Origin of the sequence: Cyanobium sp. NS01, from assembly GCF_014280235.1 — a bacterium.
Classification (GTDB): Bacteria; Cyanobacteriota; Cyanobacteriia; order PCC-6307; family Cyanobiaceae; genus NIES-981.
On record NZ_CP047940.1, the window covers coordinates 1,983,073 to 2,008,229 of the forward strand.

The window sequence follows — 25,157 nt, forward strand, 5'->3', positions numbered from 1 at the left end:
CGTCAGGCGTCGAGGGCGCTGCCGCGGCGGTATTGGTTCCAGGCGGCCACGAACAGACCCAGCAGCGTCACGGGGACCAGGCCGAGCACGATGCCGCAGAGCAGGGGTTCGATCATGGGGACGCGCAACAGGCCTCAGTCCACAATCTTCCCATGGGCAGCGCCATTGTTGGGGAAGGCAATGGCAACGTTGATCCTGCCTCGCCACTCCCTTAGACCCGCTTCCCTGTCCTGCAGCCCCCACCCGCCTCGATGACCGGCCAGATCGCCCAACCCGCCATCCCCCGGGGCCTGGTGGCGGCCCTCGTGCTGGCGGCGGCGGTGGCCTGCGTGGTGGTGGCTCTGCTGGTGCTGCCGGCCTCCCGCCGCGACCCCTACACCCGCCAGACCCTGGAACTGCGCGGGTCGGTGGAGCACGGGGCCCAGCTGTTCAGGCTCAACTGCAGCGGCTGCCACGGCATTGCCGCCCAGGGCCTGGTGGGCCCCGACCTGCACGGCGTGTCCCAGCGCAAGAACCAGCGCCAGTTGATTCAACAGGTGGTGAGCGGCCGCACGCCGCCGATGCCGCGCTTCCAGCCCGAACCCCAGGCCATGGCCGACCTGCTGGCCTACCTGAACGGGCTGGTGTGACGCAGTCCCCCGAGGCGAGCGCTCCCCGGCAGGGGATCTCGCCGCTGGCGGTGGTGCTGGTGGAGCCTGCCGGCCCCCTCAACGTGGGCAGCGTGGCGCGCCTCTGCGCCAATTTCGACGTTCAGGAGCTGCGGCTGGTGGCCCCCCGGTGCGATCCTCTCGGCGAAGAGGCCCGCCGCATGGCCGTGCACGGGGTGGCCCACCTGGAGCGGGCCCGGGTGTTCCCCCACCTGGCGGCAGCCCTGGCCGACTGCCACCGGGTGGTCGCCACCAGCGGCCGTGGCGAGGGGGAGCCCCTGCCGCTGCTGGGGGCCATTCCGGCCCTGACCTGGCTGGCCGATGGGCCGCCAGACCAGATCGTGGCGCTGGTGTTCGGCCGGGAGGACCGGGGCCTCAGCAACGATGAACTGCTGCAGGCCGGCTGCCTGCTGCAACTGGACACCGCCACCCCCTACCGCTCCCTCAACCTCTCCCATGCGGTGGCGCTGGCCCTGCAGGCCTGGCGGGGCCTCGGCGGAACCCCGGCGGCAGGCCAGCCCAGCCGGGAGCCCTGCCGGCGCGGCGAGCTCGAGGATCTGCTCAGCGATGCGGAGGCTCTGCTCCTGGCCGTGGGCTTCCTCTACCCCCACACCGCCCGGGCGCGGATGGCCAAGCTGCGGGCCCTGCTGCAGCGCGCCACCCCCAGCAGTGAAGACACCGCGCTGCTGCGGGGGATGGTGCGCCAGCTGCGCTGGGCCAGCCAACAGGGCGCCATCCGCCCGGCTGGCAAGGGCGGGCCAGACCCCTAGCGTCGGGCCACCCGTTCCGAACCGCGTTGACTGCTGGCCGACCCCCCCAGGCCCCCCGCGCGGGGTGGGGACAACCGCTGCGGCTGCTGCTGCGGCTCACCGTGATGGGAGTGGGTCTTGGAATTCTGGCCGGCACGGGCCTGAAACTGCTGGCCCCCTACGTGGCCAACGGCACCCTGCCCGTCTTGATCCCGAGTGGGGGCTCAGCCCCTGGCGGCTCTGCCACCACGCCAGGCGCCCTCCCAGCGGGCGCACCACCAGCCGGGAAGGCGCTCAAGCCGGGACGCTTCCAACCGAAGCAGGAGCTCACCGCCCTCAGCAAGCGCTGGGCCCAGCTGGCGGCGGCCCAGAAAGGTCTGCAGGCCTCCGGTTTTCTGCTGGTGCTGGACGATGGGCGCTTCGCCCAGCTGGCGGCGGATCAGCCCCTGCCGGCGGCCAGCTCGATCAAGACACCCATCCTGCTGGCGGGCCTGGAGGACGTGGATGGCGGCAAGATCCGCTGGAATGAGCCCCTGCCCCTCACCAAGGAGCTGGTGGGCGGCGGTGCCGGCTGGATGGCGAGCAAGCCCGTGGGCACCCGCTTCCCATTCTTCGAGGCGGCCACCGAGATGATCCGGGTGAGTGATAACAGCGCCACGAACCTGCTGATCAAACGGCTGGGGGGCAAGACCAGCCTCAACACCCGCTTTCAGGCTCTCGGACTGCCCGCCACAGTCGTGAACAACTGGCTGCCGGATCTCGATGGCACCAACACCACCAGCGCCCGGGATCTGGCCCGCTCGATCGCCCTGGTGGACACGGGCGAGAAACTGAGCCCCCGGGCCCGGGATCTGTTTCGCGAAATCATGGCCACCTCCCGCACCGACACCCTGATCCCCCTGGGCCTGCTCCAGGGCCTGGGCAAGGACGCATCCGATCCCGACAGCGAACTGCTCAGCTTCGGCGTGACCGCCTACAACAAGACCGGCGACATCGGCATCGCCTACTCCGACGCCGCCCTGATCCACCTGCCCACCGGCCAGCGCGCCGTGGCCGCCTTCATGGTGAAGGGGCCGTTCAACGACCCCCGCTCCGCCGATCTGATCCGCTCCATGGCCGCTGAGGCCGCCAAAACCCTCGTGGGCCGCCGATGACGATGACCTCTCTGATCCGTTCCCTGCTCACCGTCAGCAGCGCCAGCGCCCTGCTCCTGGGGGCCGCAGCACCGGCCCCAGCTCCAGCCGCCCCAGCCCCAGCCGCTCCTGCGGCGGCGGAGCCCCCCCGGCCCATGCTCCGGCCCCAGACCGTGGCGCCGCTGCCGGGCGGCCTCGATGCGGTGCTGGTGGTGAACGACAACAACCCCGAACTGATCACGGGGCCCGGCATCCTGATCTCCACCTTTGCGGGCAGCGAGCGCTCCGTGCCGGAGGCCCACCTGGATGTGCCCCTCAGCGGCCGCTTCGACCTGTTCAGCCACCACGTGTATGCCGGCAAGCCGGAAGCCCTCGATTCCACCCTCTGGCTGGCGGTGGTGGCCGAGCCCCGGGGGCCGGCGCCGGTGACGCTCACCCTGCTGGGGGGGTCCACCGCCCTCTCGCAGTCGCTCGATCCGGCCATGGCGGGGGCGCCGTTCCTGCCCCTGCCGCCGCTGCTGGCGGAAACCACCAGCCCGGCCTATGCCGGCCCCGGCAGCCGGGTGGCCACCGAGCTGCTGGCCCGCACGGTGAGCCCGGAGATTCCGCGCCAGTGGACCCTCCCCGCCGGCAGCCCCAGCACCCTGCTGGTGCTGCCCCTGCCTGTGCGCGGCCTCGATCCCCTGCTCAACGGCCGCAACCTGCAGCTGCGGCTCCAGAGCAGCGGCCCGGTGAGCCTGGCCACCCTGGCCGCCTTCGGCCCCAACGACACCCCGCCGCCGGCGGACACCTGGGCCAGGCTGCTCGATGGCGGCCTCAGCCCCAAAGAGCACACCCCCACGCCCCGGGGTGCAAAGGGCCGGATCATCTATTCCCGCGTCGCCGGGGTGCAGATCGGCAGCACCTGGCGCGGCACCATCACCGATCCAGGCCAGCGCTGGCTGAGCACCTCCTCTGCGCCGATCTCCTGGCCGATCGCCTCCCTGGAGCGGGGCCGCCTCGGCACCGACCAGATCCAGACCGCCGAACTCAAGGCCTTCTACCCGGGCACCGCCTGGGCCGCCCACGGCAACTACGGCGTGGAATACGACATCACGCTGCCGCTGCGCAACACCAGCCCAGATCCGGTGACACTCCAGCTGGCCCTGGAATCGCCGATCAAGGGCGACCAGGCCCAGGGGGGCCTGCGCTTCAACGTCACCCCCTCCAGGGCAGTGATGTTCCGCGGCCCGATCGAAGTGAGCGGGCTGGATGGCCCGGGGGGCCGCCCCAGCAGCCGCCGTCGTTTTCACCTGGTGCAGCGCGCCGGCGAGGAGGGGCCGGCCCTGGGCACGGTGAGCCTGGCTCCTGGAGCCCAGCGCAACCTGCGGGTGCGCCTGATCTACCCGGCCGACGCCACCCCGCCCCAGGTGCTCAGCCTGTTGCCTGTGAAACAATCCCCTCCGACCCCAGCCAGCAGCCAACCGTGACGCAAGCCCGCAAGCGCCGGGTCTTCCCCTTCACCGCCATCGTGGGCCAGGAGGAGATGAAGCTGGCCCTGCTGCTGAATGTGATCGACCCGCGCATCGGCGGCGTGATGATCATGGGCGACCGGGGCACGGGCAAGAGCACCACGATCCGGGCCCTGGCCGATCTGCTGCCCGGCATTCCCGTGGTGGAAGGCGACCCCTACAACAGCTCTCCGGAGGACCCCGACCTCCAGAGCGCTGAGGTGCGCCAGCGGGCCGAGGCCGGCGAGCAGCTGCCGGTGGAGCAGCGCCAGGTGCCGATGGTGGATCTGCCCCTGGGGGCCACCGAAGACCGGCTCTGCGGCACCATCGACATCGAACGGGCCCTCAGCGAGGGGGTGCGGGCCTTCGAGCCCGGCCTGCTGGCCAAGGCCAACCGCGGCCTGCTCTACGTCGACGAGGTGAACCTGCTCGACGACCACCTGGTGGACGTGCTGCTCGATTCGGCGGCCTCGGGCTGGAACACGGTGGAGCGCGAGGGGGTGAGCGTGCGTCACCCCGCCCGCTTTGTGCTGATCGGCTCCGGCAACCCCGAGGAGGGCGAGCTGCGGCCCCAGCTGCTGGATCGCTTCGGCATGAGCGTGGAGGTGCGCACCGTGCGGGATCCGGAGCTGCGGGTGCAGGTGGTGGATCAGCGCACCGCCTTCGACCAGGACCCCGATGGCTTCAACGACGCCGTCCAGGCCCGTCAGGAGGCCCTGCAGGCCAGGGTGGTGGAGGCTCAGCAGAGGCTCCCCCAGGTGCGCATCGACGATGACCTGCGCATCCGCATCTCAGCCATCTGCGGCGACCTCAACGTGGATGGCCTGCGCGGCGACATCGTGACCAACCGGGCGGCCAGGGCCCTGGCCGCCTTTGAGGGGCGCACCGAAGTGGACGACGATGACGTGGCCCGGGTGGCGGCCTGCTGCCTGCGCCACCGCCTGCGCAAGGACCCCCTGGAACAGATCGACTCGGGCGATCGGGTGGTGAAGGTGTTCTGCAAGGTGTTCGAGCGGGCCGAACCGAGCGACCGCAGTCAGTTCGAACTGGCCCTGGCGGCCTAGGCGGCCGCGGCTGTGCGCATCCTCGGCATCGATCCCGGGCTGGCCAGGGTGGGCTACGGCGTGATTGATGTCGAGGAGTCCGGGCCGGCAGGGCAGCCCAGGCAGCAGCTGCTGGACTGCGGCATCGTGCGCACGGCCCCGGGGCGCAGCGAGGGCGAGCGGATGGTGGAGATCGCCGGCGATCTGAGGCAGTTGCTGCGCACCTGGCGGCCCGATCTGGCCGTGGTGGAGAAGTTCTTCTTTTACCGCTCCAGCACCACGATCGCCGTGGTCCAGGCCCGGGGCGTGGTGATCATGACCCTGGCCCGTTTCCGGGTGCCGGTGGTGGAGCTGCCGCCGATGCAGATCAAGCAGGCCCTCACGGGCCATGGGCATGCCGACAAAGCCGAGGTGCTGGAGGCCGTCATGCGGGAGCTCGGCCTGGAGACTCCACCCCGCCCGGATGATGCCGCCGATGCCCTGGCCGCGGCGCTCACCGGCTGGTTCCAGCGCTGAGACGGCCGGCAGATGCAGCAGCCCCATGGCGCCGGCAAAGAGACTCTGAGGGCGAGCTTCCGGGTGCGCCGCCGAGAGCTGCTGGCCGGCTGCGGCGCAGGGTTGCTGCAGCACCTGGAGGTCCTGCTGGCCCAGGCCGGCTCCTGGCCGCAGGATGGCGGAGCCCCTGTCCTGGCAACGAGGCGGGGCCGGCTGGGCCTCTACTGGCCCCTGGCGGGGGAGCCGGACCTGCGTCCCCTGCTGACCACAAGCCCCACCTGGTGCCGGCACCTGGCCCTGCCGGCCATCGCCGCCGGCCGCCTCGACTACCGCCCCTGGCAGCCGGGGGAGGCCCTGGCCGCTGACGCCTGCGGCATCCCCGCACCGCTGGAGCGGGCGGGCAGGCTGGAGCCCGAAGCCCTGGCGTTGCTGCTGGTGCCGGCCCTGGCCATCGACAGGCAGGGCGTGCGGCTGGGCTATGGCGGCGGCTGGTACGACCGCCTGCGCGGCCAGGAGTGCTGGCGGCGGGTGCCGGCCCTGGCCGTGCTGCCCTCCGGCTGCCTGTGCGACCAGCTCCCCAGGGATCCCTGGGACGTGCCCCTCGATGGCTGGCTGACGGAGCGGGGCCTGCACTGGCTGGGCAAGACTGAGCCGGCTGCTCCGCATCTGGACGGTCACGACAAACCTTGACAAAGCCTCGGCAGGCAGCTCATCTGCCGGAGGGATTTGCGAAGATCTCGCCAGCGGCCACACCGAATTCTGTGACTCTGTCTGTGAAGCTGTCTGCCCCCGCCACAGCCCCGAGTGCCGCCGATCGCGTCCTCGCCTCCGAGCTGGCTGGTCGGGGTGATACCCACGACGCCCTCTCGATGATGGTGAGCTCGATGGTGCGGATGGTGCAGGCGGGCCAGAGCCGCGACAGTCGCTGGCAGGATTCCTGACCTCGTTGTTCCACGCCTTCAGCCCCCATGCCACTGGACCCCATGGCTGCTGCCTCTGAGCTTCGTGTCGCCCGCTGGCGAGCCAGCACGTCGCTGTCCTGCCTGGCTCCCGCGCTCGCCACCGCCACGGCCCTGGTTCTGGGGGCGGCCAGCAGTGCTCCGCCGGCCAGGGCCCACGCCATCGAGAGCAGCCTGGATCGGGTCCAGGCCCTGAACAACGACTTCCTGCTGGAGAGCCGCTTCGGCACCGGGGAGCCCGCCGACGACGCCATCGTGCGGCTGATGCCCCCCGGCGGCGAGCCCATCGAAGTGGGCCGCACCGATGGAGAGGGGCGCCTGCGCTTCAGCCTGCCCAGCCAGGCCAGCCCCGACTGGGAGGTTCAGGTGGACCGGGGCCCGGGCCACCGCGACTATCTGGAACTGCCGGGATCCCAGACACCGCCGCCCGGCCTCGAACCCAGCGCCCCAAGCCGCCCGATCCGTCCGCTGGCGCTGCGGCCCTCCACGGGCTGGCTGCTGGGCATGAGCGCCATCGGTGGGGGCGCAGCCGCCATGCTGGCCCTGCGTCGCCGCCGCTGACTGAATGGCCGAGCCCACCCCCGGGGCCACGGGCAGCCCCGCCCTCGATCAGATCGTGGCGCGCCTGGCCGGCACCACCGACCCCAGGCGCCGCTACGAGTACGTGCTCTGGCTGGCCAAGAAGCTCGAGCCCCTGCCGGAGGCCTTCCGCACCGACGCCTTCAAGGTGAAGGGCTGCGTGTCCCAGGTGTACGTGGTGGGCACGCTCCAGGACGGCCGCCTGCACTGGCAGGGCGACTCCGACGCAGCCATCACCAAGGGGCTGCTGGCGCTGCTGATCCAGGCCATGGAAGGGCTCACCCCCGAGCAGGCCGCCTCCATCGATCCCGGCTTCATCGCCGCCACCGGACTGCAGGCCAGCCTGACGCCCTCGCGGGCCAACGGCTTTCTGAACATCCTCAAGCTGATGCAGGCCCAGGCCGGAGCCCTGGGGGCCTGATTTCTAGGATCCCTCTTTCGCAGCGCACGGCATGACCATCGGCATCGGCTTGCTCGGTCTGGGCACGGTGGGAGCCGGTGTGGCCAGCATCCTCAGCACCCCTGAGGGCCGCCACCCCCTGGTGGCCGACCTGCAGCTCCGCCGCATCGCCGTGCGCGATCTGGAGCGGCCCAGGCCCCTCAGCCTGGCGCCAGGGCTGCTCACCACCTGCCCCGAGGCCGTGGTCGATGACCCAGCCGTGGACATCGTGGTGGAGGTGATCGGCGGCCTGGAGCCGGCCCGCAGCCTGATCCTGCGGGCGATCGCCGCCGGCAAAGCGGTGGTCACCGCCAACAAGGCCGTGATCGCCCGGCATGGGGATGAGATCGCCGCCGCGGCAGCCGAAAAGGGGGTGTATGTGCTGATCGAGGCGGCCGTGGGCGGCGGCATCCCGATCATCGAACCGCTGAAGCAATCCCTGGGCGGCAACCGCATCCAGCGGGTGAGCGGGATCATCAACGGCACCACCAACTACATCCTCAGCCGGATGGCGGCCGAGGGGGCCGCCTACGGCGAGGTGCTCGCCGATGCCCAGCGGCTCGGCTACGCCGAGGCCGATCCCGCCGCCGACGTGGAAGGTGGCGATGCCGCCGACAAGATCGCCATCCTCACGCGCCTGGCCTACGGCGGCACGGTGCCCCGCCCGGCCATTCCCACCGAGGGCATCGACCAGCTCGACGCCCGGGACGTGGACTACGCCGCCCGGCTCGGCTTCGTGGTGAAGCTGCTGGCCGTGGCCCAACGGGTGGGGAGTGAGCCGCCGAAGCCAGCCGACACCACCGCTGCGGGGCTGCAGCTCGATGTGCGCGTGCACCCCACCCTGGTGCCGCGGGGCCATCCCCTGGCGGGAGTGAACGGGGTCAACAACGCCATCCTGGTGGAGGGCGACCCCGTGGGCCAGGTGATGTTCTACGGCCCAGGGGCCGGAGCCGGACCCACTGCCTCGGCCGTGGTGGCCGACATCCTCAACATCGCCGGCATCCGCCAGGCCACCGGCGGCGGCTCGGGAACCCAGGGCGGCGGACTGGATCCCCTGCTGGCAGCGGGTAACTGGCGCCAGTGCTCCCTCGTCGATGGCGCCCTCACCACCCACCGCAACTACGTGCGGCTGCGCACCAGCGACCAGGCGGGGGTGATCGGCCAGATCGGCAGCTGCTTCGGCCAGGCCGGCGTCTCGATCCAGTCGATCGTCCAGTACGCCGGCGAGGGTTCCGCTGCTGCGGGCGAGGCAAGCAGTGCCGAAATCGTGGTGATCACCCACGAAGTGCTGGAGGCCCGCTTCCGCCACGCCCTCGATGCCATCGAGGCCCTGGCCGAAGTCCACCAGGTGGCCGCCTGCCTGCGCACCCTTTAGCCCCCGGCTGGGACAGGGCGGCTGATCACGTCAATCAGACACGCCAATGCCTTGCCCCTGGCGTCGGGTGGGGTCGAGGCGCCAGAGTGATCGCATCCAACGAGACCCTGAACGGCACAGCTGGCCCCAGCGGGCTGACATCTCTTTGATCCGCGTCTCCGCACCCCAGCAGACGTTTGTATCACCACAAACATTTCAACCTGGACCCGTTTCGCAGCATGGGCCCAGTTCCAACCCACAGGCCCAGCGTTTCCAGTTCCAACCCACAGGCCCAGCGTTTCCAGTTCCAGATCCTGACGTCACGTCCCCTATGACGGCCATCTCCTGCCTCAAGCCAGCCACCATTCCCCATCAGGGGGAATGCGTTCAGCTTGATTTCGATGAGCAGCTCTACCAAGTGATCGGCGTGGACGATCGCCACGACCGCTGCTGGCTGCGGCGCTGGCCCCTGGCCCGCCACGGTTCGGAAGTGTTTGAAATTTCCCTGCAACAGGTGCGTCCTGCCAGGCCCCACCGCTCTTGAATGAGCGCCGACCGTCGACAATCCGTGTGACCACAACGCTCTGCAGCGGAGCCAGCGCTCCGCCGCTGCCCTGACGGTGCCGGCCCGAAGGATCCGTGCCATGCCCCAACGGCTCTGCAGCGGGCTGCTGCAGGCCTGCCTGGCCGTGGCCATGGCCGGCTGCCTGCCGCAGCAAGGCGGGGCACCGGGGGCAACAGGCCGCCCCGAGGACACGCCCGATCGCCTTGTGGTGGCCAGCAGGAACCGCGTCGACACCGTCGACCCTGCCGGCGCCTTCACCTTCGGCGCCATGCAGCTGCTGAGCGCCCTCGGTGATCCGCTCTATGCCGTCAGTGACACGGGCGAGCTGGAGCCGAGGCTGGCCCTGGCGCCGCCGCAGCTGAGCGCCGATGGTCGCACCGCCACCATTCCCCTGCGCCGCGGTGTGCGCTTCCACGACGGCACCCCGTTCGATGCCGCGGCCATGGTGTTCAGCCTTGAGCGCTTCCTGGCCATCGGCAAGCTCAGCTACCTGCTCGGCGACCGGGTCAGCGATGTGAGGGCTGTGGACTCCCACACCCTGGAGTTGGAGCTGCGCCAGCCCTTCGCTCCCCTGGCGGAACTGCTCAGCGCCGTGGCCCTCACCCCGCTCTCCCCCACCGCCTACCGCCAGCACGGCGACAGCCTGCTCAACGACCGCTTCGTGGGCACCGGCCCCTACCGGCTCACCTTTTTCAGCAAGCAGCAGCAGCGGCTGGAGCCCTTCGAGGGCTACTGGGGTGAGCAGCCGGCCAACGACGGCCTGGACCTGGTTTCCCTCAGCAACTCCACCGCCCTGTTCGGTGCCCTGATCAGTGGCGAAGTGGACGTACTGCTCTCCACCAGCCTGGAGATCGACCAGCAGGCCGCCCTGCGCAGCCGCGCCCGCCGCGGCGAGCTGCAGGAGAGCAGAGGGCCGGCACTGGAGATCAGCTACCTCACCCTGCTCAGCGACCAGCCCCCCTTCGACGACCCCAGGCTGAGGCAGGCCCTAGCCCTGAGCCTGGATCGGGCCACCATCAGCGAGCGCGTCACCCTGGGCCTGCGCGCTCCCCTGCGGGAGCTGGTGCCGCCCAGCCTGCCGGGCTCCGATCCCACCGCCTGGGTGAGTTACGACCCCGAGCGCGCCCGGGAGCTCTACCGCCAGGCGGGCTACTGCCAGGGCAAGCAGCTGCCCCTGCCGCTCACCTTCCGCTCCAACATCCCCAGCGACCGCCTGTTCGCCCTTACCTGGCAGGCCCAGCTGCAGCAGGATCTGGGCGATTGTGTGCGGCTGGAGGTGAGCGGCATGGAATCCACCACGGCCTACCGCCAACTCGGCGAGGGGGCCTTCACACTGATCCTGCTCGACTGGATGGGCGACTTCCCCGACGCCGACAACTACCTGATCCCCCTGCTGGCCTGCAGCCAGGAGGAGGGGGAGCGCTGCCTCGAGGGCGCCAGTGCCGCCAGCGGCAGCTTCTGGGCCCAGCCAGGGCTGCAGCCCCTGCTGCGCCGCAGTGAGAGCAGCCAGGGCGAGGAGCGCCATGCCGTGCTGCAGCGGATTCAGCGGATCACGGCCGCCGCCAACCCCTACGTGCCCCTCTGGCTGGTGTCGCCCAAGGCCTGGGCCCAGCCTGGGGTGAGTCAGCCCCGCTTCGACGGTTCCGGGCGCCTGCTGCTCCAGGCCCTGGCGCCGGCGGGGGCTGGGCCCGTGGGGGCAGCCCGATGAGCCGCCGCCGCGCCCTGGTCCAGTACGTGGGAGCCCGGCTGGCCCTGGCCCCGGTGATGCTGTGGCTGATCGCCACCCTGGTGTTCCTGCTGCTGCGGCTGGCCCCCGGCGATCCGATCGACGCCCTGCTGGGCACCCGCGCCCCGGAGGCGGCCCGGGCCGCTCTGCGCAGCCGCCTCGGCCTCGACCAGCCGCTGCTGCACCAGTACGGCCACTTTCTGGGCGATCTGCTGCGCGGCGATCTGGGCGACTCCCTCACCAACCAGGAGCCCGTGAGCGGCGTGATCGGCCAGACCCTGCCGGCCAGCCTGGAGCTGGGCAGCGTGGCCCTGCTGCTGGCGGCCGTGGTGGGCCTGGCGGTGGGCTTTTCCGGGATCGCCCGGCCCGAAGGCAAGCTCGACCTGGCCGGCAGGCTCTACGGCATCGGCACCTATGCCCTGCCCCCCTTCTGGGCGGCCATGGTGGTGCAGCTGGTGTTTGCCGTGTGGCTGGGCTGGCTTCCGGTGGGCGGCCGCTTCCCCCCCACGCTGCTGCCGCCGGAGGGGAGCGGCTTCTATCTGCTCGACAGCCTGCGCAGCGGCCTGGCCAGCGGCCAGTGGCAGGCCCTGCAGGGCACCCTGCGGCACCTCACCCTGCCGGCCGGCACCCTGGCACTGCTGCTGAGCGGCATCTTCGCCAACGCCCTGCGCCTCAACCTGCGCCGCAGCCTCGGCAGCGACTATGTGGAGGCAGCCCGCAGCCGGGGCCTGGGAGAGGCGCGGGTGATCCTGCGCCATGCCCTGCCCAATGCCCTGTTGCCGGTGCTCACGATCACGGGCATCACCGTGGCCTCCCTGATCGGCGGTGCCCTGCTGATCGAGGTCACCTATTCGTGGCCCGGGATCGCCTACCGGCTGCAGGAGGCGATCAGCCAGCGCGACTACCCCCTGGTGCAGGGCATCGTGGTGGTGGTGGCGGCCCTGGTGGTGCTGGTCACGGTCACCGTGGACGTGCTGGTCGCCCTGCTGGATCCCCGCATCCGCTTCTGAGCCCCTGAGCTCAGGGGCTGTGGATGGCACGGCGCCAGCGCTCGGCCTGGGCTGGATCGAGCACGTAGCCCGTGATGCCGTTGTGCACCCGCCGCTGGGGGGAGAGCAGGGAGGGGTGCTGGGTGCTTTCCAGGAACTCGATCGTGAGCGCCAGCAGCAGCTCCTGCACCCGCTCGGGCTGCTCCCCCACCAACTGGTCACCGAGGCGGAACAGCGGCTCGTTCTGCGCCGCCAGCCGCACCGGCGAGAAGTGGCTCCCCCCATCCACCACCACCAGGCGACTGCGGGGATCGCTGCTTCCGTTGAACAGGCCCAGCTGCTCGGTGACGGGCGGGGTGACCAGATCGAGGCTGCCGCCCACCACCAGCACCGGCACGGCCAGATCGGCCAGGCCGCGGCTGGGCCACAGCAGACTGCCGAAGCCGTTGAAGGTGATCACCCCACGCAGGGGGATGGCGTCCGGCAGCGACGAACCACTCACCGGAAAGGAGCTGCTGGCGCCATCGCCGGTGATGTCGGGGAGCTGGCACTGCAGGAGGCGCGAGAGGTTCGTCACCGGCAGGGAGGAGAGGGCCTGCTGACAGCGCTGCCGCAGCCCCTGCTCCGGCACCAGGCCAGCCGCCATCAGGGCCGCCAGGCCACCGAGGGAGTGGCCAATCAGCACCAGGCCGTCCTCCCCTGATGGCTGGGGACCCAGCGAGGGCAGGCTGCCCTCGCGGCGTGCCGTCAGCACGGCCTGCAGATCCGCCAGCCGGTCGGGCAGCGACTCCGCTCCCGGTGGTGGGCCCTCCCCCCTCAGGGAAGCCTGCACCGCCTGCTCGTCGCTGCCGGGATGTTCGATCACCAGCACCGGCCAGCCCCGCTCCGCCAGGGCCGCCGCCAGCCAGCTGAGCTGCTCGGTGTTGCCGCCCAGCCCGGGCATCAGCAGCAGCCAGGGGCCCCGCTTGGCCCGGCGAGCCGGCCAGAGCTCCAGCGGCAGGGGCTCGGAGCGGTGGGCCACGGTGAGCTGAATCTGCTGGGGGGCCCCGAGCTGCTGGCGGCCGATCAGCAGGCTGCGGGAGCTGCGCCTGGGCAGCGGCAGCTGCCGCAGCCGCTGGATCGCCCGCTCCTGGCCCTGGAGCTGGCGACGCCAGTCAGCTGCCAGGTCCAGCAGGCCATCGATGCGCAGATTCAGCCTCTCTGGAGGCAGGGCCTGCAGCAGGTCGAGGGTGGTGATCATGCTCTGGCGCACCAGCAGCTGCTGCAGGGTCTCCAGCAGCAGCACGCCGGTGTTCTCGCCGGCGGCGGTGGTGATCAGGCCCCCCACCTCGCGCAGCATCGGCTCCCCGGTCCAGCTGCTCAGCAGCTGGAGGCCGAAACCACGGTCCCGCAGCAGAGGGGCCCGCAACAGCCTGATCAGCCCCTGTCTCGACTCGGCATCGAGCAGATTGAGCCAGAGACCGAGGCTGCCGCTCTGACCATCCGGCTGCAGGGTCCAGGCCGCCAGCTCATCGAGATCGATCGGCAGCCTCAGCCCATCCAGTTCCACCACCACCTCCCCGGAGGCGCGCACCGGCTGGGGGGCGAGGGCAGGCACCAGGAGGGGGGGGAGCAGCAGCAGACTGGCCAGCAACCGCGGCAGGCAACGAGCAGGTGATCGCAGAGGCCGAGGGGGCAACGGAGGGGACGCCGCGGCGTCGGGGCTGGTGGTTCCAGTTTCCCGCGCCGCTGCGCGAAGTGGCCTGGGTGCGGCTGGTGGGATCGATCGGGGCCGGTGGCGTGCTCTATCTCACACCGATGGTGTTTCACCAGCAGGCCTTCAGCGCCGCCAGCGTCACCCAGGGGGTCGCCCTGGCAGCCCTGGCGGGCACGGGGGGGCGTTTTCTGAGCGGCTGGCTGCTGGATCGCGGCCTCAACTGCTCAGTCCCCGTGCTGCTGGCTGCCCTCACCGCCCTGCTGGCGGATGTGCGCCTGCTGGGAGCCCTCGACCTGCCGGCCTACCTGCAGGGCCAGCTGCTGATGGGCGTGTCCATGGGCCTGTACTGGCCGGCGATTGAGCTGGCCGTTCCCCTGAGCTGCCAGCAGGGGGCTCACACCATCCCCTCGGCCCGTGGCTATGCCCTGGTGCGGAGCGCCGACGCCGCCGGCATCGCCACCGGGGCACTGCTGGGGGCTGGCCTGGCCGCAGCCGGCCAGTTGCGCTGGATCTATGGGGTGGACATGGTCTGCCTGGCGGCCATGGCGCTGCTGCTGGTGCTGCGACCGCTGCCCAACCCGAAGCGGCGCGCCGTGGGCAGTGGCCTGGAACTCGGCAGCGGCTGGTGGCGGCCACTGCTGCCGGTGCTGGCCGTGGCCCTGCTGGCCACCGCCCTGCCCGCCCTGATGCAGAGCGCCCTGCCCCTGGACCTGGTGCGGGGCGGCCTGGAGCGCCAGGCGCTGCCCGAGAGCGTGGGGGCCCTGTTGATCGGCCTGAAGCTGGGGCTGCTGCTGCTGATCCAGTGGCCGGTGGGTCAGGCCCTGGCCCGGCGCCCGGTGCGGGTGGGGCTGGGGCTGAGCCTGGCGGCCTTTGCCCTGGGCACGGGCCTGCTGGGGGCCTCAGCCCTCAGCGGGGCCGGCCTGGTGTTGGTGCTGCTGGCCCAGATCCCGCTGGCCTTCGGCGAGGCCGCCTTTCTGCCGGTGGCCAGCGAGGCCGTGGTGGAGATCACCCCGCCCCAGCACAGGGGCCTGGCCATGGCCCTGTTCTCCCAGTGCTTTGCCCTCAGCGCCCTCACCGCTCCACTGCTGGCGGGTCTGGCCCTGGATCGCCAGGGTCACGGCGTGGGGGTGTGGTTCACGGCGGCAGCCCTGTGTCTGGGGGGCCAGCTGCTGGTGCAGAGGATCAGGCCGAGGTCTCTGGAGGCTGCCTGAGGGCCCAGGCCTCATGGGGCAGCGGTTCGGTGCCGTACTCCCAGTCGTCGTAGTCGGGATCGTTGCGGATCTTGCGGTGCAGCTCCTTCTGGGCGTCGAAGTTATGGGGGTGGTCGGCGGGGAGATCTGGAGTAGGGCCGGCAGGTTGGGCCTTCTCGGGGGCCGCCTCGCCCGGACCTGATGTCTGGCTCATGGTGTCCTCCGCTGGGGGTCTTGATTCTGACCGATGCCAGGCCCTAGGCCCCCCGCCATGGAGGCTGCCTGGGGGTGTGCATCAGCTCAGACATTGAACAGGAACTCCATCACGTCGCCCTCGACCACCACATAGTCCTTGCCCTCACTGCGCAGCCAGCCCCGGGTGCGGGCCTCCGCCAGGGAGCCGGCCTCCAGCAGCTGGCCGCAGCCGATGGTCTGGGCACGAATGAACCCCCGTTCGAAATCGGTGTGAATCACTCCGGCCGCCTGGGGGGCGGTCATGCCGGCGGTGATCGTCCAGGCGCGGGTCTCCTTCTCGCCGCTGGTGAAGTAGGTGCGCAGGCCCAGCAGGGAGTAGGTGGCGCGGATCAGGCTCTGCAGGCCCCCCTCGCTCACCCCGAGGCCATCGAGGAATTCGGCGCGATCCTCCAGGGGCAGCTCGATCAGCTCGGCTTCCACCTGGGCGGAGATGCGCACGGTTTCGGCACGCTCCCGAGCGGCCAGGGCCACCACGGCCTCCCCATGGGCATTGCCGCCGGCGAGATCGTTCTCGCTCACATTGGTGGCGTAGATGATCGGCTTGGCACTGAGCAGGCCGAGCGGTTTGACCAGGGCCAGCTCCTCGGCGCTCAGGTCGAGGTTGCGGGCGGCCCCTCCGGCCTCCAGCTCCGCCTGGATGCGCGCCAGCACGGCATCTTCCTGCTGGGCCTCCTTGCTGGTGCGCACCTGCTTCCTGAGCCGTTCCCGGCGCTTCTCCACCTGGCTGAGATCCGCCAGCCCCAGCTCGAGATTGATCACCTCCGCATCCCGCTCCGGCCCCACCGAACCCGACACGTGAATCACGTCGTCGTCCTCGAAGCAGCGCACCACGTGCACGATGGCGTCCACCTCGCGGATGTTGGCCAGGAACTTGTTGCCGAGCCCCTCCCCCTGGCTGGCCCCCGCCACCAGGCCGGCGATGTCCACGAACTCCACCCGCGTGGGCACGATCTCCTTGCTGCGGCTCAGCTGGGCCAGCTGATCGAGGCGTGGGTCAGGCACTGACACCACGCCGCTGTTGGGCTCGATCGTGCAGAACGGATAGTTGGCCGCCTCCGCCTGGGCGTTGGCCACCAGGGCGTTGAACAGAGTGGACTTGCCCACGTTGGGCAGCCCGACGATTCCGGCTTTGAGCATGGGGGAAATCTACGGGCCGCAGCCCGGCCCCCTCGGCCGCGAGACTGGGGGCAGATGCTGGCCAGGCCGATTCCGATCCTTACCCCACGCCGGCCCAGGACTCCGGCCGACTCCAATCCCTCCACCGACGCTCCAGAACCAGCTCAGAACGGCGATTCAGGCGCCCCTGCCCCGGCATCCAGATGGTGGCAACGGCGGCGCCTCTGGGCTGTGGCCGGCGTGGCCATCGTGCTCGTGCTGGCGGCGGGGGTGGTGTGGCAGCGCCAGCGCAACGCGGCGTCGGCCAACCTTGAGCCCTACACCGTGCTGGCCCAGTCCGGTGACCTGCCCGGCGTGGTGAGCGCCTCCGGGGAGCTGGAGGCCGTCAAGCGGGTGAACGTGAGTCCCAAGCGCCAGGGCGTGCTCCAGGAACTGTTCGTGGAGGAGGGCGACCAGGTGCAGGCCGGCCAGGCCCTGGCCCGCATGGACAGCGGCGATCTCGCCGACCGCCTCAATGAGCTCAGGGCCCAGTTGCAGTCGGCCCAGGCCCAGCTGATGCGCAGCCGCAGCGAACTGGAGCGCAACGAAAAGCTGTTCGAGGAAAACGCCATCAGCCTCAGCGACTACAACACCGTGCGCAGCACCTTCCTGGTGGATGAGGCTGCCGCTGAAGCCGCCCGTCAGCGCCTGGCGGCCCGCAAGGTGGAGCAGGCCGACCTGATCGTGCGCGCCCCGTTCACCGGCGTGATCACCCAGCGCTTCGCCGATCCAGGCTCCTTCGTGACCCCCACCACCGCCGCCTCGGCCACGGCCGGCGCCACCAGCTCCTCGATCGTGGAGCTGGCCCAGGGGCTCGAGGTGGTGGCCAAGGTGCCCGAGAGCGACATCGGCCGCATCCGGCTCGCCCAGGAGGCCAGCGTGCGGGTGGATGCCTTCCCGGACCGCCGCTTCGAGGTGGTGGTGAAGCGGATCACCCCCCGGGCGGTGAAGCTGAACAACGTGACCTCCTTCGACGTGGTGCTGCGCTTCCTCGAGGCTCAGCCCGATCTGCGCATCGGCATGACCGCCGACGTGGACTTCAGGACCGGCCAGGTGCAGGCCGAGACCCTCGTGCCCACCGTGGCGATCGTGACCGAGGACGGCCGGCCCGGCGTGCTGCTGGTGGACAAGGATCGACAGCCGCTGTTCCAGCCGGTGGAACTGGGCATCAGCGGCGGCAAGGACACCCAGATCCTCTCCGGCCTGGAAGCCGGCACCAGGGTGTTCATCGACCTGCCCCCCTGGTCGAACAAGCAGCGCTGAGGGCGCGGCCCGCGTGGGTTCAGGCGTCCTGGTCGGTCAGGAAATGCCGCGCCGCCTCCACGATCCGGCCGCTGGCCAGGCCGTCGCCGAAGGGGTTATGGGCCCGGGCCATCGCCTCATAGGCCGCCGCATCGCTGAGCAGGGCTGAGGCCTCGGCCAGGATGTCGCTGCTGGCGGTACCGATCAGCTTGGCGGTGCCGGCCTGGATCGCCTCGGGCCGTTCGGTGGTGCGGCGCAGCACCAGCACCGGCTTGCCCAGGGCCGGCGCCTCCTCCTGCAGCCCGCCGGAATCGCTGAGCACCAGGGTGCAGCCGCGCATCGCCGCCACCAGCTCGTCGTAGTCGAGCGGTTCGGTGAGGAAGGCCCGCGGGTGAGTGCCCAGCAGCTCCTGCAGCGGCTCGCGCACCGTGGGGTTGCGGTGCAGGGGCAGCAGCAGGGCCGTGTCGGGGAAGCGCTCCAGCAGCGCCAGGAATCCCTGGCCGATCTCGCGCAGGCGTTCACCCCAGTTTTCGCGCCGGTGCACCGTGGCCAGGATCACCCGTTGCCCTTGCCAGTCGAGGCCGTCGAGCCCGTAGGCCGGGGCCCGCTCGGCCATCTGCAGCAGGGCATCGATCACGGTGTTGCCCGTGGTGAGGATGCGGCCCACCACCCCCGAGGCCCGGCAGTTGGCGGCCGCTTGCTCGGTGGGGGCGAAGTGGAGCTGGGCCAGCTGGGAAATCAGCCGCCGGTTGGCCTCCTCCGGGAAGGGATCAAGGATGTTGTCGGTGCGCAGGCCGGCCTCCACGTGCCCCACGGGGATCTGGGCGTAAAAAGCGGCCAGGGCCGAGGCGAAGGCGGTGGTGGTGTCGCCCTGAACCAGCACCAGATCGGGAGGGTGCTCGGCGAACTCCCGTTGGAGACCCTCGAGGGCGGCGCAGGTGATGTGGGTGAGGGTCTGCTGCGGTGCCATCAGGGCCAGGTCGCAGTCGGCCGTGAGGGCGAACAGCTCCATCACCTGACTCACCATTTCGCGGTGCTGGCCGGTGAGCACCACCCGGGTGCGGAAGTCGTGGGCCTGCTGGAACGCCAGGATCACCGGGGCCAGCTTGATCGCCTCTGGCCTGGTGCCCAGCACGATGCTCACGAGGGGCTTGGTCAAGGCGGGTCTGCGGACGGCGGGATCCTAAGAAGGGGCCCGAAAGCTGCCAGTCAAACCGCCCTGCGGGCCTCGATGCACGAAGACCCCGACGTGACCTGATCGGCGAGATCCGCGACCGCGAGACCCTCTCCACCGCCATCGAGGCCTCCCACACGGGCCAGTTGGTGTTCGGCAGTCGTAAGCGCTGCTGGCTGTGGTATCCCAGGGCCTGATCAAGACAAGGGAGGGGCAACGCACCGCCTACCTGGACATCCTGCTGAACACCGATGCCTGCAGGGATGACATCCAGCGCGGCGAACTCGATGCGATCGAGGAGCTCATGAGGCGCAGCCGCTTCGACGGCATGCAGACCATCAACCAGTCGCTGCTGGATCTGGTGAACGCCGGCAGGGAGGAGGAGGGGCCTTCAGGGGTAGAACCTGACTCCGGCTCAGCCCATGGCCAGCCTGGCCAGCAGCAGCACCGTCAGCCCCACAGACAGGCCGAGCATGGCCAGACGTCCGTTCCAGATTTCGGCCTGGGGGGTAAAGCCACGCCGCCAGGCGTTCAGCTCGGTGGGGCTCACCGGCTCATGGTCGGGCTCGCTCGGCTTCAGCGCATGGCCGTCAGCAACGGCGGCCTCGACTTCCGTGCCCACCACGGCCCCTGGCTCGCTGTCCATTTCAGCGTCTGCGGGGGGCATTGGAAATCCACCGGTTGCCGTTCAGAATAGGGCTGTTGTGTTGACGCCCTGTCTCGCAGCCTCCAGGCTCCACTCTGCTCAGAAACAGGCCGCAGCTTCATAGAGCCTGTCCGCCTGCTCGAGGGGCCAACGGGCCGACACACCGAGGTTGGCGCAGCTGGTCTGGCCCAGGTCCAGGCGCTGACAGGCCGCCACCCCGATCATGGCGGCGTTGTCGGTGCAGAACGGCAGGGGAGCCACCCGCCACTGCAGGCCATCGCGGCTGGCCCGCTCCTGCAGCAGGGCCCGCAGCCGCCGGTTGGCGGCTACGCCGCCCACCAGCACCAGGGTGCCGAGGCCCAGGTCGCGGGCACAGCGGCAACTGCGCTCCACCAGCACCTCCGCCACCACCTGCTCGAAGCTGGCGGCCAGGTCGGCCAGCGGCAGCGGCTCTCCGCTCTGCTGCAGCGACCGCACCAGCCGCAACATCGCCGTCTTGAGCCCGCTGAAACTGAAGTCGTAGGGGTGGTAGCCGCCCTCAGGCCTCGACACCCTGCCCTTGGGCAGGGCGAAGCGATGGGGATCCCCCGCGCCCGAGACGGCCTGAATGGCAGGTCCACCGGGATAGCCCAGCTCCAGCAGGCGGGCCACCTTGTCGAAGGCCTCGCCGGCCGCGTCGTCGTGGCTGCGCCCCAGCCGCCGGTAGAGCCCTGGGCCGCTCACCTGGATCAGCTCCGTGTGCCCGCCGCTGACCAGCAGCACCAGGTAGGGCCCTGGCGGCAGCGGATCGCCGAGCTGCACCGAGCAGAGATGACCCTCCAGGTGATGGATGCCCAGGAAGGGCCGGCCATGGAGCCGAGCCAGGGTACGGCCGGTGAGCGAGGCCACCAGCAGGGCCCCCAGCAGCCCAGGGGTGGCGGTGGCGGCGATGGCATCCATGGCGGCGGGGCCGAGGCCGGCCTGGCGGCAGACCCGATCGATCAGGGCGGGGAGGGCCTCCACATGGCGCCGCGAGGCAATTTCGGGCACCACGCCGCCCCAGCGGGCATGCTCCTCCACCTGGGAGGCCACGGCGCTGGCCAGCACCGTGCGATCGCGCACAATCGCAGCCGCTGACTCGTCACAACTTGTTTCGAGGGCCAGAACCGTTGGCATGGCGCCCGGGGAGCTCCCCTACTGTCCGCGAGTGACATCCTGCCCTGCGGCCCCACGCCGATGCAGGGCTCCGCAGGGCACTCTTCCCGGCTTCTACCCAGGCTTTCCATGCGACGTCTTCTCCCCCGCCTGTGTGCGGTTCTGCTCTCGGCCTTTCTGCTCATCGGCCTTGCTCCCGTGGCTTCGGCCGCGGAATCGGTGGCCGGCCTGACCCCCTGTGCCGAGAGCCCCCGCTTCCAGCAGCGGGCCTCAGCTGCCAGCACCGACCAGGCCAAGTCCCGGTTCAACGTGTACAGCCAGGCCCTCTGCGGCGATGACGGCCTGCCCCGCCTGATCGTGGATGGCCGCTTCAGCCACGCCGGTGATTTCCTCATCCCAGGCCTGCTCTTCCTCTACATCGCCGGCACGATCGGCTGGGCCGGCCGCTCCTATCTGATCGCGATCCGCGGCAGCAAGGACGCCACCATGCGTGAGATCCAGATCGACATGCCACTGGCGTTCAAATCCACCCTCGCCGCTGCCGTCTGGCCCCTGGCAGCCTTCTCTGAGTTTGCCGGTGGAAAAATGGTTGAAGCCGACTCCAAAGTGACCGTTTCCCCCCGCTGATTCCTGGAACCATGAAAAAATTCCTCACCACCGCCCCCGTCGTGGCTGCCATCTGGTTCACCCTCACGGCCGGGATCACCATCGAGATCTTCCGCTTCTTCCCTGACCTGATCCTTCGCCCCCTCTGAGGCACGGCTCAGCGTTCACCTCAGAGCGTTCACCTCAGCCTGCGGCCCCTAGGGGCCGTTTTTTCATGACATCAGCCGGGGGCCAGGCCAAGGGCCGCTTCCAGCTCAGCCACGGCCGCTTCAAGATCGCCGTTGACCAGCACCCCATCGAACTCCTCCTCAGCGGCCAGTTCCACCGAGGCCCGCTGCAGCCGGCGGCGGATCGCCTCCTCGCTGTCGGTGCCCCGCCCACGGATGCGACGCTCCAGCTCCTCCAGGGAGGGGGGCTTGATGAACAGCTGATAACCAGCCTGGAAGGTCTGCCGCACCTGGCGGGCCCCCTCCAGTTCAATCTCCAGGAGCACGGAGCAGCCTGCCTCCAGATGCTCCTCCACCGGCCGCCGCGGCGTTCCGTAGCGGTTGCCGGCAAACTCGGCCCACTCCAGAAATCCCCCCTCCTGCACCAGCTGCTCGAAGCGCTCGCGGCTGAGGAAGAAGTAGCTGCTGCCCTCCTGTTCGCCGGGCCTGGGGGCCCTGGTGGTGGCCGACACCGACAGCCAGAGTTCGGGATGGCGCCGCAACAGCTCGGCCACCAGCGTGCCCTTGCCCACCCCGCTCGGACCGGTGATCACGGTGAGTCGGGCCATGGAACGCGCGCAGGCAGGGCTGCAGAGTAGAAGCCACACGCGGAAGGGCTGGAGCGCAGCCATGGCGAGCCTCCAGGCCCAGGACGTGACCAGCCTCAAGGCGGTGCTGGCCGAATGGCGGCGCCTGCTGCTGCCCAGCCGCCTGGAAAAAGCCCAGCAGGCCGGCCCGGGCACCATCCAGCTGGGGCTGCGCCACCTGCAGGGGATGCAGTGGCTGGAGCTGAGCTGGCAGGCCGAGGCGGCCCGGGTGCACGCCATCGCCCCCCCACCGCGCCAGGGTGAGGGCAGCACCCTGGCCCAGCAGCTGCAGCACGGGCTCGGTGGACTGGCCCTGGTGAGCCTTCAGCAGGTCGGCTGGGAGCGGGTGCTGGAGCTGGGCTTCGCCCGCCGCCCCGGTGAGGCTCCGCAGCGCTGGCTGGTGGCTGAGCTGATGGGCCGGCACAGCAACCTGCTGCTGCTGGAGCCCGATGGCGACGGCCGCCAGGTGGTGGCTCTGGGGCGCCAGGTGAAGACAGCCCAGTCGCGGCTGCGGCCGATCGGCACCGGCGATCCCTACCAGCCACCCCCGCCCCTGGACGGGGCCCCGCCCAGCCGCGCCGAGAGCTTCGAGCGCTGGCGCCAGCGCGTGGCCCTGCTGCCCCTGCCGCTGGAGCAGGCCCTGCGCAGCGCCTACCAGGGCATCAGCCCGGCCCTGGCCCGCCAGCTCGCCCCACCGCAGTGGCTGCAGCAACCTGTGACCGAGCTGCAGAGTCACCAGTGGGAGCTGCTCTGGCAGCGCTGGCAGCTCTGGCTGGCGGCGGTGGAGGCCGAGCGCTTCTGCTGGCAGGGCGACGCCGAGGGCTACCGCTGCTGGAGCGCCGAGCCCCATGCGCAGCCACCAGCCAGCGCCGCGATGCCGATCAACCGCGGCCTGGCTGCGTTCTATGGCCGCGCCCTGGCCCAGCAGAGCCTGAGCCAGCAGCGCCGGCAGCTGCAGCAGCAGCTGGAGCGGCTGCTGCGGCGCGAGCAGCAGCAGGCCGGCAGCCAGCAGGCCCTGCTCGATGCCGTACCGGAGAGCGACGCCCTGCAGCTGCAGGCCGATGCCCTGCTGAGCCAGTTCCAGCCCAGCCGCAGCTGCATCGACACCGCCCAGAAGCTCTACCGCCAGGCCCGCAGGCGACGCCGCTCCGTGGCGGCCATCCAGGAGCGGCTGGCCTGGCACGGGCAGCGCCTGGCCTGGCTGGAGGCCAGCCTCACCTACCTCGACCAGGCGGAGGATCTCGAGGCGCTCCAGGGCCTGGGCCGGGATCTGGAGGAACACCTCCACCCCGGCGGCAGGCCAGCCCGGCAGTCCCGGCGGGGCAGCGGCCAGGGTCGGGAGGGCCAGCCCCAGCCCCTCGAGCTGATCAGCCCGGGGGGGCTCACGCTCCAGGTGGGCCGCAACCACCGCCAGAACGAGTGGATCGCCTTTCGCCAGGCCCGGCGCGGCGACCTCTGGTTCCATGCCCAGGAGCTACCGGGCAGCCACGTGGTGCTGCGCAGTTCGGCGGCAGCGGCGGGGGACGAGGATCTGCAGGCTGCGGCCGATCTGGCAGCCCACTTCAGCCGCGGGCGGGGCAACCGCCGCGTGCCTGTGCTGATGGTGCCCACGGCAGAGCTGCAGCGGATTCCGGGCGCCGCCCCCGGCACGGTGCGGCATCGCGGCGGCAGCCTGCTCTGGGGGGAACCGGAGCGGGCTCTTAGCCTGCTGGCAGCACGGCAACCATGACGGACACCTCCCCCCAGGATCCCGGCCCTGCCGGGCCACCGCCGCCGATCCGGATCGAGGTCGGTCGGGGTGAGCGGGAACCCCGTCCCGCCACCCCCAGCGGCGCCCTTGCTGGCGAGGAGTTCCCAGGCGAAGTGGAGATGAGCCTGGTGGACCACATCGAGGAGCTGCGGCGCCGGGTGCTGCGGGCCCTGCTGGCGCTGCTGGCGGGGGCGGCCCTGTGTCTGGTGTTCGTCAAACCGCTGGTGCGGCTCCTGGAGATGCCGGCCGAGGGCATCCGCTTCCTGCAGCTGGCGCCGGGCGAGTTTCTGTTCGTGTCTCTGAAGGTGGCGGGCTACGCCGGGCTCACCCTGGCCCTCCCCTACGTGCTCTACGAGGGTCTGGCCTTCGTGCTGCCGGGTCTGAACCGGCGGGAACGGCGGCTGGTGGCGCCGGCGGTGGCGGGCTCGGCGGTGCTGTTCGCCGCCGGGCTGGCCTTTGCCTGGTGGGCTCTGGTGCCGGCCGCCCTGCGCTTTCTGGTGAGCTATGGCGCCGATGTGGTGGAGCCGAGCTGGTCGATCGAGCGCTACCTCGACTTCGTGCTGCTGCTGATGGTGGCCACCGGCCTGGCCTTCCAGCTGCCGGTGCTGCAGCTGCTGCTGGGCGCCCTTGGGCTGGTGCGCTCCGGCGCCATGCTCTCGGGCTGGCGCTGGGTGGTGCTGCTGGCGGCCCTGGCTGGAGCGGTGCTCACCCCCTCCACCGATCCGGTCACGATGCTGCTGCTCACCGGCGCCATCAGCGCCCTGTATCTGGTGGGCGTGGGCCTGGTGGCCTTCAGCGAGCGGCTTCGGGCCTGGCCGGCCGGGGCCCAGCCCCTTGGCTCGGAGGAGGCCTGAGCTCAGAGAAAGAACTCACTGGCCCGCTCTGGCGGCAACTCCAGGGCCAGGCCCAGGGCCCGACCCAGTCTGGGCTTATCGGAGGTGGTCTCCAGCCAGGCCCTCACCTGGCCCGCCACGCCCAGCCCATTCAGCAGCCCCGTGAGCTCCTCCAGCTTGGCCGCGTAGGCCTCGGCGGAGAGCGGGAACGACTGCTGTTCCAGATAGGCCCACATCACCTGGAGATAGAGGCGGCCGCGGCGCTGCACCAGCTGCAGGTCGTAGCTGGCCTGCCAGCGCCGGCGCAGCAGGCCGAGCAGCTCCTCGGCGCTGAGGGGAGACGAAGGATCCACAACCACAGACGCTCAGGCCCCTATGCCAGTACCAGGGAATCCGGGCCGAGCCAGAAATCCGCAACGGGTTGTTGCAGAGCCCCCGCCAGGGCCCATGGGCAGCCCGGCTCAGGTGGAGTCAGGTCTTAGGGTGGCCGCCACGTTGCTGTGGCTTCCAGGCCG

At 70.9% G+C, this 25,157-nt stretch carries 29 protein-coding genes; 20 read left to right on the forward strand and 9 right to left on the reverse strand.

The features are described 5' to 3' along the window. Window positions 1-2 precede the first annotated feature (2 nt). A complete protein-coding gene (petG, locus tag CyaNS01_RS10275) occupies window positions 3-116 on the reverse strand; it encodes a cytochrome b6-f complex subunit V (RefSeq protein ID WP_186700639.1) in 114 nt (37 codons plus the stop codon). 135 nt (window positions 117-251) lie between these two features. Between petG and CyaNS01_RS10280 the strand changes: the two genes are divergently transcribed. The 14 genes from CyaNS01_RS10280 to CyaNS01_RS10345 all read left to right on the forward strand — a co-directional run bounded on the left by CyaNS01_RS10280 (window position 252) and on the right by CyaNS01_RS10345 (window position 12,189). After that, window positions 252-629 (forward strand): cytochrome c, encoded by a 378-nt coding sequence (locus CyaNS01_RS10280; RefSeq protein ID WP_186697004.1) that lies wholly within the window; start codon window positions 252-254, stop codon window positions 627-629. After that, a complete protein-coding gene (locus tag CyaNS01_RS10285; RefSeq protein ID WP_225875630.1) occupies window positions 626-1,417 on the forward strand; it encodes an RNA methyltransferase in 792 nt (263 codons plus the stop codon). The genes CyaNS01_RS10280 and CyaNS01_RS10285 overlap by 4 nt, the downstream gene beginning before the upstream one ends. 26 nt (window positions 1,418-1,443) lie before the next feature. After that, window positions 1,444-2,550: a serine hydrolase gene (locus tag CyaNS01_RS10290; RefSeq protein WP_225875631.1), complete on the forward strand. Its 1,107-nt coding sequence runs from the start codon at window positions 1,444-1,446 to the stop codon at window positions 2,548-2,550. 2 nt (window positions 2,551-2,552) lie between these two features. Next, window positions 2,553-3,998, forward strand: a complete 1,446-nt coding sequence (locus CyaNS01_RS10295) for a DUF3370 domain-containing protein (protein ID WP_186700645.1) — start codon at window positions 2,553-2,555, stop codon at window positions 3,996-3,998. Beyond that, window positions 3,995-5,083 carry a magnesium chelatase ATPase subunit I gene (gene bchI, locus CyaNS01_RS10300; protein WP_186697005.1) on the forward strand — a complete coding sequence of 363 codons (1,089 nt, stop codon included), beginning with the start codon at window positions 3,995-3,997 and terminating at the stop codon, window positions 5,081-5,083. The genes CyaNS01_RS10295 and bchI overlap by 4 nt, the downstream gene beginning before the upstream one ends. A gap of 12 nt (window positions 5,084-5,095) precedes the next feature. Next, complete coding sequence (gene ruvC / locus CyaNS01_RS10305) at window positions 5,096-5,578, forward strand: crossover junction endodeoxyribonuclease RuvC (RefSeq protein ID WP_186697006.1); 483 nt, start codon at window positions 5,096-5,098, stop codon at window positions 5,576-5,578. Between the two features lie 12 nt (window positions 5,579-5,590). Further along, window positions 5,591-6,247 carry a 5-formyltetrahydrofolate cyclo-ligase gene (locus tag CyaNS01_RS10310; RefSeq protein WP_186697007.1) on the forward strand — a complete coding sequence of 219 codons (657 nt, stop codon included), beginning with the start codon at window positions 5,591-5,593 and terminating at the stop codon, window positions 6,245-6,247. A gap of 71 nt (window positions 6,248-6,318) precedes the next feature. Continuing rightward, window positions 6,319-6,498, forward strand: a complete 180-nt coding sequence (locus tag CyaNS01_RS10315; protein WP_186697008.1) for a hypothetical protein — start codon at window positions 6,319-6,321, stop codon at window positions 6,496-6,498. A gap of 42 nt (window positions 6,499-6,540) precedes the next feature. Continuing rightward, window positions 6,541-7,077, forward strand: a complete 537-nt coding sequence (locus tag CyaNS01_RS10320; protein ID WP_186697009.1) for a hypothetical protein — start codon at window positions 6,541-6,543, stop codon at window positions 7,075-7,077. Between the two features lie 4 nt (window positions 7,078-7,081). Continuing rightward, window positions 7,082-7,516: a SufE family protein gene (locus CyaNS01_RS10325; RefSeq protein WP_186697010.1), complete on the forward strand. Its 435-nt coding sequence runs from the start codon at window positions 7,082-7,084 to the stop codon at window positions 7,514-7,516. Between the two features lie 31 nt (window positions 7,517-7,547). Beyond that, on the forward strand, window positions 7,548-8,909 hold the full coding sequence (locus CyaNS01_RS10330) for a homoserine dehydrogenase (RefSeq protein ID WP_186697011.1): 1,362 nt from the start codon (window positions 7,548-7,550) through the stop codon (window positions 8,907-8,909). Window positions 8,910-9,219: 310 nt separating this feature from the next. Beyond that, complete coding sequence (locus CyaNS01_RS10335) at window positions 9,220-9,432, forward strand: hypothetical protein (protein WP_186697012.1); 213 nt, start codon at window positions 9,220-9,222, stop codon at window positions 9,430-9,432. A 100-nt stretch (window positions 9,433-9,532) separates the two neighbouring features. Then, window positions 9,533-11,161: an ABC transporter substrate-binding protein gene (locus CyaNS01_RS10340; protein WP_186697013.1), complete on the forward strand. Its 1,629-nt coding sequence runs from the start codon at window positions 9,533-9,535 to the stop codon at window positions 11,159-11,161. Beyond that, on the forward strand, window positions 11,158-12,189 hold the full coding sequence (locus CyaNS01_RS10345; protein ID WP_186697014.1) for an ABC transporter permease: 1,032 nt from the start codon (window positions 11,158-11,160) through the stop codon (window positions 12,187-12,189). The genes CyaNS01_RS10340 and CyaNS01_RS10345 overlap by 4 nt, the downstream gene beginning before the upstream one ends. A 10-nt stretch (window positions 12,190-12,199) precedes the next feature. Here the strand turns inward: CyaNS01_RS10345 and CyaNS01_RS10350 are convergent, their stop codons facing one another. Then, window positions 12,200-13,765: an alpha/beta fold hydrolase gene (locus CyaNS01_RS10350; protein ID WP_225875632.1), complete on the reverse strand. Its 1,566-nt coding sequence runs from the start codon at window positions 13,763-13,765 to the stop codon at window positions 12,200-12,202. A gap of 56 nt (window positions 13,766-13,821) precedes the next feature. Between CyaNS01_RS10350 and CyaNS01_RS10355 the strand changes: the two genes are divergently transcribed. After that, window positions 13,822-15,075, forward strand: a complete 1,254-nt coding sequence (locus CyaNS01_RS10355) for an MFS transporter (protein WP_225875633.1) — start codon at window positions 13,822-13,824, stop codon at window positions 15,073-15,075. On the opposite strand, the gene CyaNS01_RS10360 is transcribed toward CyaNS01_RS10355, so the two are convergent. Both CyaNS01_RS10360 and ychF read right to left on the reverse strand, forming a co-directional pair. Beyond that, a complete protein-coding gene (locus tag CyaNS01_RS10360; RefSeq protein ID WP_186700887.1) occupies window positions 15,047-15,268 on the reverse strand; it encodes a hypothetical protein in 222 nt (73 codons plus the stop codon). The genes CyaNS01_RS10355 and CyaNS01_RS10360 overlap by 29 nt on opposite strands. An 86-nt stretch (window positions 15,269-15,354) precedes the next feature. Then, the gene (ychF, locus tag CyaNS01_RS10365; RefSeq protein ID WP_186697015.1) at window positions 15,355-16,446 is read right to left on the reverse strand and encodes a redox-regulated ATPase YchF; all 1,092 of its coding nucleotides are present in this window, start codon (window positions 16,444-16,446) and stop codon (window positions 15,355-15,357) included. A 219-nt stretch (window positions 16,447-16,665) separates the two neighbouring features. On the opposite strand from ychF, the gene CyaNS01_RS10370 reads away from it, so the two are divergent. Further along, window positions 16,666-17,727, forward strand: coding sequence for an efflux RND transporter periplasmic adaptor subunit (locus CyaNS01_RS10370; protein WP_225875634.1), 1,062 nt, complete (start codon window positions 16,666-16,668; stop codon window positions 17,725-17,727). 19 nt (window positions 17,728-17,746) lie between these two features. Here the strand turns inward: CyaNS01_RS10370 and wecB are convergent, their stop codons facing one another. The 3 genes from wecB to tsaD all read right to left on the reverse strand — a co-directional run bounded on the left by wecB (window position 17,747) and on the right by tsaD (window position 20,681). Next, on the reverse strand, window positions 17,747-18,865 hold the full coding sequence (gene wecB / locus CyaNS01_RS10375) for a non-hydrolyzing UDP-N-acetylglucosamine 2-epimerase (RefSeq protein WP_186697016.1): 1,119 nt from the start codon (window positions 18,863-18,865) through the stop codon (window positions 17,747-17,749). Between the two features lie 430 nt (window positions 18,866-19,295). Then, window positions 19,296-19,460 (reverse strand): high light inducible protein, encoded by a 165-nt coding sequence (locus tag CyaNS01_RS10380; protein WP_186700653.1) that lies wholly within the window; start codon window positions 19,458-19,460, stop codon window positions 19,296-19,298. Window positions 19,461-19,625: 165 nt separating this feature from the next. After that, window positions 19,626-20,681: a tRNA (adenosine(37)-N6)-threonylcarbamoyltransferase complex transferase subunit TsaD gene (gene tsaD / locus CyaNS01_RS10385; RefSeq protein WP_186697017.1), complete on the reverse strand. Its 1,056-nt coding sequence runs from the start codon at window positions 20,679-20,681 to the stop codon at window positions 19,626-19,628. Window positions 20,682-20,789: 108 nt separating this feature from the next. Here tsaD and CyaNS01_RS10390 point away from each other — a divergent pair, with 108 nt between their 5' ends. Together CyaNS01_RS10390 and CyaNS01_RS10395 are read left to right on the forward strand one after the other, a co-directional pair. Then, on the forward strand, window positions 20,790-21,287 hold the full coding sequence (locus tag CyaNS01_RS10390; RefSeq protein WP_186697018.1) for a Photosystem I reaction center subunit III: 498 nt from the start codon (window positions 20,790-20,792) through the stop codon (window positions 21,285-21,287). A gap of 11 nt (window positions 21,288-21,298) precedes the next feature. Next, a complete protein-coding gene (locus tag CyaNS01_RS10395; protein ID WP_186697019.1) occupies window positions 21,299-21,415 on the forward strand; it encodes a Photosystem I reaction center subunit IX in 117 nt (38 codons plus the stop codon). A gap of 71 nt (window positions 21,416-21,486) precedes the next feature. On the opposite strand, the gene gmk is transcribed toward CyaNS01_RS10395, so the two are convergent. Next, window positions 21,487-22,041, reverse strand: coding sequence for a guanylate kinase (gene gmk / locus CyaNS01_RS10400; protein WP_186697020.1), 555 nt, complete (start codon window positions 22,039-22,041; stop codon window positions 21,487-21,489). 61 nt (window positions 22,042-22,102) lie between these two features. Between gmk and CyaNS01_RS10405 the strand changes: the two genes are divergently transcribed. Together CyaNS01_RS10405 and tatC are read left to right on the forward strand one after the other, a co-directional pair. After that, complete coding sequence (locus tag CyaNS01_RS10405; protein ID WP_225875635.1) at window positions 22,103-23,788, forward strand: NFACT RNA binding domain-containing protein; 1,686 nt, start codon at window positions 22,103-22,105, stop codon at window positions 23,786-23,788. Continuing rightward, on the forward strand, window positions 23,785-24,663 hold the full coding sequence (tatC, locus tag CyaNS01_RS10410; protein ID WP_186697022.1) for a twin-arginine translocase subunit TatC: 879 nt from the start codon (window positions 23,785-23,787) through the stop codon (window positions 24,661-24,663). Before CyaNS01_RS10405 ends, tatC begins: the two co-directional genes overlap by 4 nt. A 2-nt stretch (window positions 24,664-24,665) precedes the next feature. Here the strand turns inward: tatC and CyaNS01_RS10415 are convergent, their stop codons facing one another. After that, window positions 24,666-24,995 carry a DUF3067 family protein gene (locus CyaNS01_RS10415; protein ID WP_370561503.1) on the reverse strand — a complete coding sequence of 110 codons (330 nt, stop codon included), beginning with the start codon at window positions 24,993-24,995 and terminating at the stop codon, window positions 24,666-24,668. Between the last annotated feature and the right edge of the window lie 162 nt (window positions 24,996-25,157).

Coding starts and splice junctions, on each gene's coding strand:
- petG (WP_186700639.1), bottom strand. CDS start 116: ATGATCGAACCCCTGCTCTGCGGCATCGTGCTCGGCCTGGTCCCCGTG.
- CyaNS01_RS10280 (WP_186697004.1), top strand. CDS start 252: ATGACCGGCCAGATCGCCCAACCCGCCATCCCCCGGGGCCTGGTGGCG.
- CyaNS01_RS10295 (WP_186700645.1), top strand. CDS start 2,553: ATGACCTCTCTGATCCGTTCCCTGCTCACCGTCAGCAGCGCCAGCGCC.
- CyaNS01_RS10310 (WP_186697007.1), top strand. CDS start 5,591: ATGCAGCAGCCCCATGGCGCCGGCAAAGAGACTCTGAGGGCGAGCTTC.
- CyaNS01_RS10320 (WP_186697009.1), top strand. CDS start 6,541: ATGGCTGCTGCCTCTGAGCTTCGTGTCGCCCGCTGGCGAGCCAGCACG.
- CyaNS01_RS10325 (WP_186697010.1), top strand. CDS start 7,082: ATGGCCGAGCCCACCCCCGGGGCCACGGGCAGCCCCGCCCTCGATCAG.
- CyaNS01_RS10330 (WP_186697011.1), top strand. CDS start 7,548: ATGACCATCGGCATCGGCTTGCTCGGTCTGGGCACGGTGGGAGCCGGT.
- CyaNS01_RS10335 (WP_186697012.1), top strand. CDS start 9,220: ATGACGGCCATCTCCTGCCTCAAGCCAGCCACCATTCCCCATCAGGGG.
- CyaNS01_RS10340 (WP_186697013.1), top strand. CDS start 9,533: ATGCCCCAACGGCTCTGCAGCGGGCTGCTGCAGGCCTGCCTGGCCGTG.
- CyaNS01_RS10345 (WP_186697014.1), top strand. CDS start 11,158: ATGAGCCGCCGCCGCGCCCTGGTCCAGTACGTGGGAGCCCGGCTGGCC.
- CyaNS01_RS10360 (WP_186700887.1), bottom strand. CDS start 15,268: ATGAGCCAGACATCAGGTCCGGGCGAGGCGGCCCCCGAGAAGGCCCAA.
- ychF (WP_186697015.1), bottom strand. CDS start 16,446: ATGCTCAAAGCCGGAATCGTCGGGCTGCCCAACGTGGGCAAGTCCACT.
- tsaD (WP_186697017.1), bottom strand. CDS start 20,681: ATGCCAACGGTTCTGGCCCTCGAAACAAGTTGTGACGAGTCAGCGGCT.
- CyaNS01_RS10390 (WP_186697018.1), top strand. CDS start 20,790: ATGCGACGTCTTCTCCCCCGCCTGTGTGCGGTTCTGCTCTCGGCCTTT.
- CyaNS01_RS10395 (WP_186697019.1), top strand. CDS start 21,299: ATGAAAAAATTCCTCACCACCGCCCCCGTCGTGGCTGCCATCTGGTTC.
- gmk (WP_186697020.1), bottom strand. CDS start 22,041: ATGGCCCGACTCACCGTGATCACCGGTCCGAGCGGGGTGGGCAAGGGC.
- CyaNS01_RS10405 (WP_225875635.1), top strand. CDS start 22,103: ATGGCGAGCCTCCAGGCCCAGGACGTGACCAGCCTCAAGGCGGTGCTG.
- tatC (WP_186697022.1), top strand. CDS start 23,785: ATGACGGACACCTCCCCCCAGGATCCCGGCCCTGCCGGGCCACCGCCG.